Below are 8655 nucleotides of genomic sequence, written 5' to 3' on the forward strand. Positions count from 1 at the left end.
GTGCTACCTTCCCCTCTTCCAGCAAAATGGTGCGGGCAGGTACACTGATCTCCTCGTAGAGATGCTGGTATTGTTCCCAGGCTATACGTAATGCTTCATTCATATTTTACTCAACTGAAAGTATCCGAGATGAAGTTCATCTGCCGCCGCCGTAGCTTCCGCCGGTGTTATTTCCAGTGTATACTTTTCTTTCAGACGCGCCGGCAAAATATCTTTCACCGCATGCACATCGTCTACATCTACGCCATATTTATCATCTACATGGGAAGTAGCTGTTCCAAAAGTGGTGTGTTTGAAAAAGGTGGTCATTTTAGACACCCGGATAGAAGCCCCAATATCTTTTTGCACACTGAGCATCTTGTAATGAAATTCTTCCATTTCATTGGGTTTGTAACCACCCAGGTTCAGGAAAAACAATTGTTTCTCCTGATTCGCAGTGGCCGGCTTTTCCACCACCCTGACCAAATGTCCATCTACCACGTTCACTTCCCTCCAGCCGTCAATATGCAATTTACCCTTCGCCTCCGGCCAGAAATCCAGCATATCAGGAATAAGATCTCTCAGTTGCTTTCCAATACCAAAAAATACATCATGCTGCTCTGTATGACGCCCTTCCGGCGTACATCCCAGCAACAACATAAACAATTTCAACTCCGCCATTTGCATGAAATTATAAGCGAAAGTTAGGATAATTTTATTTGGTTTTCATCGCCTCCCGAAGCTGCTGTTCTTTCGCCGCACTCCAGTATTTACAATCGAGATTAATAAATACAGAAGAATACGCCAATGTTGTATTTGTTTTTAACACCACGACTTTAAATAAACCCGCTGTTTTATCCATCTTTGCAAAAACAGAATCATGCAACATGGCTTGTACCGCCTGTCCTTTAAAAATCTGTTGTAGCGTATCCCGGTAACTTTGGGTGTCTGGCACAAACGACAACTCCTTGTCCAGGTAGAGTATCGGACTTACATGGCTACCTTTATTCAACTGTTGAACGGTGTAGCGGGCCACTTCAGGCACAGTTGCATCGGTATTGATATATACCATACCGGGAGCGGATTGCAAAGGAAATGCCTTATCGGCAATAATGATCCAGTTACGGTGTCCCATTAAGGGCAAAAGGCTATCGAGTTGGGTTTGCCAGGCAAGGGATGGGGTAGTCGTTACCGGTTTGCTTTCCGGCTTACAGGAAAACAGGCATACCACGGCAACGGCTATCTGAAAATAGGATCTCATGAGTTATACAATTGTAATTTGAAAAGATTGTCCTGCTTTAATGCGAACCGGTGCTGCCAGTTGCAGTGTAACAAATCCATCGGCTTCCGTAAAAGCCACCGGGGATTTTTGTCCGGCAATAGTTACCTGCTTTACGCCGGTATGTGCAAAGCGCAATGTTTGTACCTGCAGACTACCATATTTTAACTGCAACGTATGATGTGCCCCCTGTTGCGTGTACGTACCCCAACCTTCTGCGGTCACAAACGGTGATTTGAAATTTTCTTTGTTCAACGCAGGCGCAAAAGCAATATATCCCTTCGGGCCATGGTATTGAAAACCGGTAGCAGTAACAAAAGTACCGTAGCTGGCCATGGCACGCGCATAGTGATCACTACATTCTATTTCATTAAACGGATTGCGCTTATACGCATGATAACGATCATGAACAGCGCGGGTCAGCGTCAGCGCCTCCTCCGTCATGCCTTCTGCCATCATATGCGAAGCTACCTGGTGTTCAAACCCTGTCATACATTCATTAAAATAGCCCAGCTGCCAGGCGTCTTTTACACCAAATGGATGTGGCTCATTACGGGGATTGGTATTCAGGATCATTCCTCCTTCTCCTGCCAATGCATAAGGCCGGCCGCCCGGATGCGCTGCAATATAAGGACCTACATCGGCCTTGTAATTATATTTATACAGGGCCTTTAAAGCCGACATTGTCTTTTCCTTGTCTATCACCCGATCCATTCCTACCTGGAATGCCCAGCTCTGGCCATATACCTGGTCTATATGACAGGTATTATAAGAGCCTATCACGGAGCGCCCCTTCACCTTATCCGGTTGATGGATAAAGTATTCGCCGTTGAATAACTGCGATTCCATATTACGACGTCCTTTCTCCGTATAGTCGTTACAGATAGTGGCAAACGCCGTATCGTTTACTTCTGCCGCCATCAGCGCAGCCGCCTTTACAGCAGCAACACACAGCCCTACTATCCAGGCAATTTCTCCATCCCAAACGGCATCCAGTGTATTTTCCATCGGCGTATCCTCCATACCATCGCCATTTCGGTCCTGATGAATAATGAAGAGTGCTGCCCTTTTGATATTGGTCCAGTTATTTTGCAGGAAGCTACTGTCTTTGTTCATCTGGTGCTCCCGGTAAATACGCAATACCGTACCTGCCTGTCCATCAATAGCAGGACGCTTTTCGGCTTCTCCTCTGAAAAGAATGCCCCCATCAGGCATTTGCGCAATACCCAGATCTACGCGCTGCCGCGTATCTCTTTCCAGTGCCGGAAAAATGCGACCTACCGCCTGTGCATATTGCCATACGTGTGTACAGGTACCTTCACAGGCGCCTACGCCTTCCCAGGCATAAAAGCGGCCGGAGCGGAAACGATGCGCAGTGGTGGTAGCCAGCGTGGAAATATTCAGGAAAGTACGTTCCATAAACCACCAGGGCAAAGTGGCATCATACCAGGTATCTTTCCACAAACGGCTCTCCCGGTTTAAGCGGGCATAATTCTTTTGCACATAGCTCATCACCGCTACGGCATCCGTAAAGTGATTGGTATAATAACGACCTTCTCCCTGTATACCATTAAAATGCAGATTGGGCGTATACCAGCTGATGGCAAAATTATTTCGTACAGACTTTCCCGGTAGTATCTTATTCTCAATAGCTACGCTGCCGGTTAACTTCTCCTTTACGGCTTTAATAGCGGGTTTGGGAGATGTGGACTTAAAGTCTGCCGCCGATAATTCACCCGCCGGCAACTGCGAATTCACCATTACCTGGGTCCCAAAACCCGCCAGGCAAAGATTACCATAGTCATACTTCTTGCTAAAGTCTTCATTGCTACCGGTTTTCACACGCACGGTGGCATGAATGCCCTGCCAGTTCTTTTCTTTCACCACCGTATTTACCCGCTCATGTGCTTCACCGGCGCTGTAAAGGGCAGCTTTATTCTCCAGCCATCCCAGGATGGTAGCGGTAACCGGCGTAGTACCTTTGTTGATAATCTGGTAAGATAAGATGGTAACCGGTAAACCGGAATCATCTTCATTCAATGGAATAAATGGCGAAAAAGCTTCCAGCACTATTTCCACTGGCAAGGCCGGATCCGTATACCGGATAGTAGCCATCGGATAAGTAGCTTCGAAGCTGATCTCCGGCCAGCTGCTTTCTTCCAGTTTCCGGATAATGGTGTTGTTGTTGTAGGTCAGTTGCAATGCAAATCCCTGGTCCAGTGGACGAATATTTTTCGAAGGTTCGATATAACAGGCGCCATCCCGGGAGCGGACTTTTTTTCCACCATCCAGTACGTTCGCATTATAGGCTACCACTTTAGGTTCTATCCCTTCCTGATTTTTATTGAAAATATCCCACAACCACAAACGCCCGTCGCCACCCAGGTACAGGGTGCCGCACATAATACCGCCTACCGGCATACCAATGTATTGCAGCTCGTTTCTGCTTTTGAGATAAGTGGTCACCGTACCCCGTTCATACAAAGAAGCAATCCAGGCGGCATCCGGCTGCCGGGTAGTGAGCAGGTAGTGCGCATCTCTTGCCATCACACTGCCAATCACCGGCAGGCGCACGGTTAGTGCACCTGCCATGGTTAATCCAATATTTCTTAAAAATTTTCTCCGTTCAATACCCATAAATGAAAGCGTTTATTTCCATGAACCCGTTTGTACGAGATTTTTATTTTTATCTAATGCCTCTTGTGGAATAGGCCAGGTGTAATGTTTTGACGGATTAAATGTTCTGTCCTGCGCCTTGAATGCCGGTTGTGTCCAATCTCCCACCGCTGCTTTTTCATCCTGATTAATACCATAAGCAGGTTTATTCAGTACAATTTCAGCTGTTTTCCAACGTAAAATATCAAAATACCTTTTATGTTCTGCTACAAATTCATGACGGCGCTCTTCCCGGATTTTATCGCGCATGGCTGGCTGGTTACCGAGCAAGGCATCTACCCCTGGCAAACCTGCACGGGTACGCACCTGGTTCATAGCCGTTGCAATCATTGGATTACCCGGATCGTATTCATTTAACGCTTCTGCCAGCACCAATAATGTTTCCGCATAACGGTAAATAGGAAAGTTCATGTAAGCATTCTCCGGATTGGGATTTGTTGGCTCTGCAAACTTGAGGTACATAAAACCGGTTAACCCACCACCTTCATTATTCATCTTCTCCGGCTTATTATACGCAGGATGCGGCTGGTAAGCGGAATAGCTGCCATCCGGCCGCAGACAAGGCACACCGGGCAACAGAAACGTTTTTCTCAGGCGACCATCGCGGTTGTCCCAGGGATTGGTTTTACTATATAACGCCGACGACTGTATGCTTTTTCCATCTGTACATTCGTAAGAATCTACCAGGTCACGGGTAGGACAAAAACTGGCCCAGCCCTCTCCGGTAATAGAGCAACCGGTGGGCAATGCCAGTACCGGCAGCATATTGGTGATTTCATTCTGAATATACTGAAACGCCAGGATCACTTCCTTATTGGCATTATTGGCTTCGTGTGTAAACAGGTAAGCATAGTCACGTTCAAGACTATACGTACCTGTGTTCACCACGTCCTGCGCCGACTTCGCCGCTTCCTTCCATAACAACGGATCACTGGCGCCACCATGAAATTGTTTATAACTGGCCATATACAGGTATACATTGGCCCGCAGCATCATCGCAGCTGCCTTGTTAATACGGCCTGTATTCGCGCCCGTATAGGCATCCGGCAATAATGAAATGGCGGTATCCACATTCATCACCACATAATCCAGTACTTCCTGTTTTGGACTTTTAGCCACATTCGCATTTTCCAGGGTGAGCGGCTTTTCCTTTATCAGCGGAATATCACCATAGAGCTGTGCCATGCGGAAGTAGCGTAATGCCAGTATAAAACGGGCTTCTCCCAAATACTGCTTTTTCTTCTCTGCATCAATAGACATATTGGTAAGCTGATCAATCGCCGTTAAAGATCGATTGATGAAATCATACCTCCATTCTTCTTTAATATAATCGTCGGTGGCAGATTGACTACCCTGACAAATATATCCCATACCACCTTCGCCCCAGGCGTTGGTCATCACAGAATTATCACTGCTGCAATCCCGCCAGAAATCACGGCTATCCGGCAACGTAGCATATAAAGCATTAACGCCCTGCTCGGCATCAGTGGCTGTTTTCCAGAAAGCATCAGCAGTAGGTTGCGCCAAAGGCGTTCTGTCTAAAAACTTAGAACAGCTTTGCAGCGTAGCTGCTATTACGAAAATATATACACTAATTTTTTTCATAGTTATCAGAATTTTAAGTTCACACCAAAAGCCCATGTTCTTGACAACGGATAATATCCCCCTTCCGGATCAAAGCCATCATAGCCACTGAAAGTAGCCAGGTTCTGACCGGATACAAATACCCGCAGGTAGTTCATCTTCAAATGATTCAATACTCTTTTCGGCAGGGTATAACCTAACTGCACATTCTGCAGTTTCAGGTAGTCTGCCTTACGCAGCCAGTAACTGGAGTATTTAGTATCATTAGAGGTATACTGAATTGAGAGACGCGGATAACTTGCTTTGGGATTGTCCGGTGTCCATGCATCCAGGTGCATGGGCCTTGCATTCTGTGATAAATAAAACGCCCATCCTTCATAGCCACTGATATAGCGGTAAGTATTCAGGGTACCAAATATGTTGGCAGAGAAATCAAAGTTCTTCCAGCCCGCATTCAGGTTCAGTGCATATCTTACCGGTACTTTTGTATTCAATACCACGCGGTCGCTACCATCAATTTTGCCGTCGTTGTTCTGATCTTTGTACCTGATATTTCCGGGGAAAACGTTAGGCCCCTGATCAGGGCTTTTGCTGATTTCATCGGCACTCTGGAACAGCCCGAGCGCCTGCAGACCATAAGGCAGATTGTATTGGCTTTGCTCTGCGGTGTATGCATTGCCGGTAATCCACGGACCAGTGCCAGCCAGGTTCGTGACGTTATTCTTTGAAAAACTAACATTGGCAGCGATGCCCCAGTTGAAATCACCCAACTTATCTTTATAATATGCCGATGCATCCAGTCCATGATTTTGCATAGCCAGCAGGTTAGTGTATGGGGCCAGTAAGCCCAGCTCCAATGATACAGGCGCCTGGTATAGGATCTTATCTCTGTTGTTAATAAAATAATCAACGGTGAAACCGATCTTGTTATGCAGGAATCCGGCATCCAAACCAATATTGCCCAACCTCGCTTCTTCCCAGGAAAGATTGCGGTTAACAGCGGCCTCCGTATAAGCGCCGGGCACAATGCTATTATTCAATCCATAAATGTTAGGAACGAATTTCAGGATCGAAGCAGTGGCATAGTAATCTACTTTTTCTGCATCTCCCAAAATACCCCACGATGCCCGCAGCTTTAACTCAGATATCCAGCTGATATTATCCGCGATAAAATTTTCACGGTGAATATTCCATCCGGCAGAAAACGAAGGAAATACACCCCAACGGTGCCCCGGTGCAAAACGGGAAGAGCCATCGCCCCGCACATTCGCTTCCAGCAGGTATCTGCCATCGTAATCATAGGTAAGTCTGCCAAACAATGATTGAATCGCCACGTCACTGGCGGTACCACCATTCTGTTTATTCAGGGTACCAATGTCCAGTACACTTAACTGATCAAATGGCATTCCATCTCTGGATGCATAAAAATTGCTGGTATTATATAACTCCTGGGAATAACCCAACAGGCCTTTAATGTTATGCCGTCCCCGGCTGATAGTATAGTCCGTGGTCAATTGCAGGGTATTCCGATAGCTGGAATTGGTGCTATTTTTCAGGCTGTTCACCTGATTTTTAACCGCTGCCACATTGCCGTTATCATCATACAAATTGTAAGTATTTAAACGACTGGAGATCCAGTCATCATAACTATACTTCGCATAATTCCCGGTGATGTTCCAGTTTTTAAGCGGTGTATAAGTGATACCAAAAATGGCCATCAATTCTTTCGCTTTCGTTTTATTTAACCCGCCTTCATTTACGCCGGCAATAGGATTACCAGCCATGGAAGAGCCAAGGCCATATTGCCCTGTAGCAGCGGTGATGGGTGATATAGGCGAAATACGCGCAGCAGCCGTTTGCCAGCCGGTAGTGCCGCCCTGTGGTTCCGTAATCTGTGTTTCTGTATACTGAATATTGGCAGATACCGACAGGTTATCCCGTAATTTAACCGTGAGATCCGGTCTTACCGTATACCGGCGGTAATCATTATTGGGTAAGGTACCGTTCTGATAATCATAAGAACCGGACACCCGATAGGTGATATTATCTTTTTGTCCGGATATAGAAGCGTAGTTATTATTGATGACTGTATTTTTTTGGTAGATGTCTTTATACCATCTGTTATCCGGCAATTTCCCGGCTATTAGATCGTCTTGTCCTTTTTGTCCGTATACAGGTGCTTTCCCGTCATTCACCAGGGCTTCATCCCACAATTTCATATAGTCGGCCGCGCCTACAAAGTCGAGCCGGAACTGTGGTTGCTGTATGCCTATACTGGACGATACGTCCACTACCGGGGTACTGCTGGCAGCGCCTTTTTTGGTGGTGATCAGGATCACACCGTTAGCGGCACGCGAACCATAAATCGCGGCACTGGCGGCATCTTTCAACACCGATACATTGGCAATATCATTCGGATTAAGGGTGTTAATATTTCCGGGAATACCATCTATCAGTACCAGCACACCAGAACTGGACCCGATGGTAGATGTACCGCGGATATTGATGCTGGCGCCGGAACCTACCGCACCAGAGCCTTTGGTGACATTTAACCCCGGCACTGTTCCTGCCAGTAATTCCTGTGTATTGGTGACTGGTCTTGACTTAAAAGCCTGCGCCACATTCACTGTACCTACAGCGCCGGTAAGATTGGCTTTTTTCTGTGTGCCGTAGCCCACTACCACCAGCTCATCTAGTTTACTGGTAGATGTACCTAACACCACATCTATAGTGCTACGCTTATTTACCGCTACTTCCTGTGGCGTAAATCCAATCAATGAAAAGGTGAGTACCGCATCTTCTGCCACACTTAACGTGTAATGCCCGGTGGCATCGGTCAACGCGCCTTTATTGGTAGCTTTATTTAATATCGTGACGCCCGGCAAAGGCAGGCCCATAGCATCCGTTACTTTACCCGATACGCTGATGATCCCCTGCAGTTGAGGCCCCGGCTCTATCAGCACCAACCCCGACGGGCGGATCTCAAAACCAAAACCAGTGCCTGCCAGCACCGTGCGAAGCACTTCTTCCAGAGAAGCATCTTTCACGTTCAAACTCACGGTGGCACGCTCCGGCAACTTATTATCATTATAAAACAAACGATAATCCGACTGTGTCATGATCAATTGTAACACCTC

Annotated in this window: 5 protein-coding genes; all 5 read right to left on the reverse strand. The window is 46.7% G+C overall.

Going from position 1 to position 8655, the window contains the following annotated elements; translation table 11 throughout:
* Positions 1–99: 99 nt before the first annotated feature.
* A complete protein-coding gene (locus VIP81_RS22720; RefSeq protein ID WP_331966799.1) occupies positions 100–660 on the reverse strand; it encodes a DUF1543 domain-containing protein in 561 nt (186 codons plus the stop codon).
* Positions 661–694: 34 nt separating this feature from the next.
* Complete coding sequence (locus VIP81_RS22725; RefSeq protein ID WP_331966801.1) at positions 695–1240, reverse strand: hypothetical protein; 546 nt, start codon at positions 1238–1240, stop codon at positions 695–697.
* A 3-nt stretch (positions 1241–1243) separates the two neighbouring features.
* The gene (locus tag VIP81_RS22730) at positions 1244–3850 is read right to left on the reverse strand and encodes a GH116 family glycosyl-hydrolase (protein WP_331966803.1); all 2607 of its coding nucleotides are present in this window, start codon (positions 3848–3850) and stop codon (positions 1244–1246) included.
* Between the two features lie 57 nt (positions 3851–3907).
* Positions 3908–5539, reverse strand: coding sequence for a RagB/SusD family nutrient uptake outer membrane protein (locus VIP81_RS22735; protein ID WP_331966805.1), 1632 nt, complete (start codon positions 5537–5539; stop codon positions 3908–3910).
* A 5-nt stretch (positions 5540–5544) separates the two neighbouring features.
* The coding region (locus VIP81_RS22740; protein WP_331966807.1) for a TonB-dependent receptor at positions 5545–8655 on the reverse strand (3111 nt) is incomplete at its 5' end.

This window comes from Chitinophaga sp. (assembly GCF_036566945.1).
In the GTDB taxonomy this organism is placed as follows: Bacteria; Bacteroidota; Bacteroidia; order Chitinophagales; family Chitinophagaceae; genus Chitinophaga.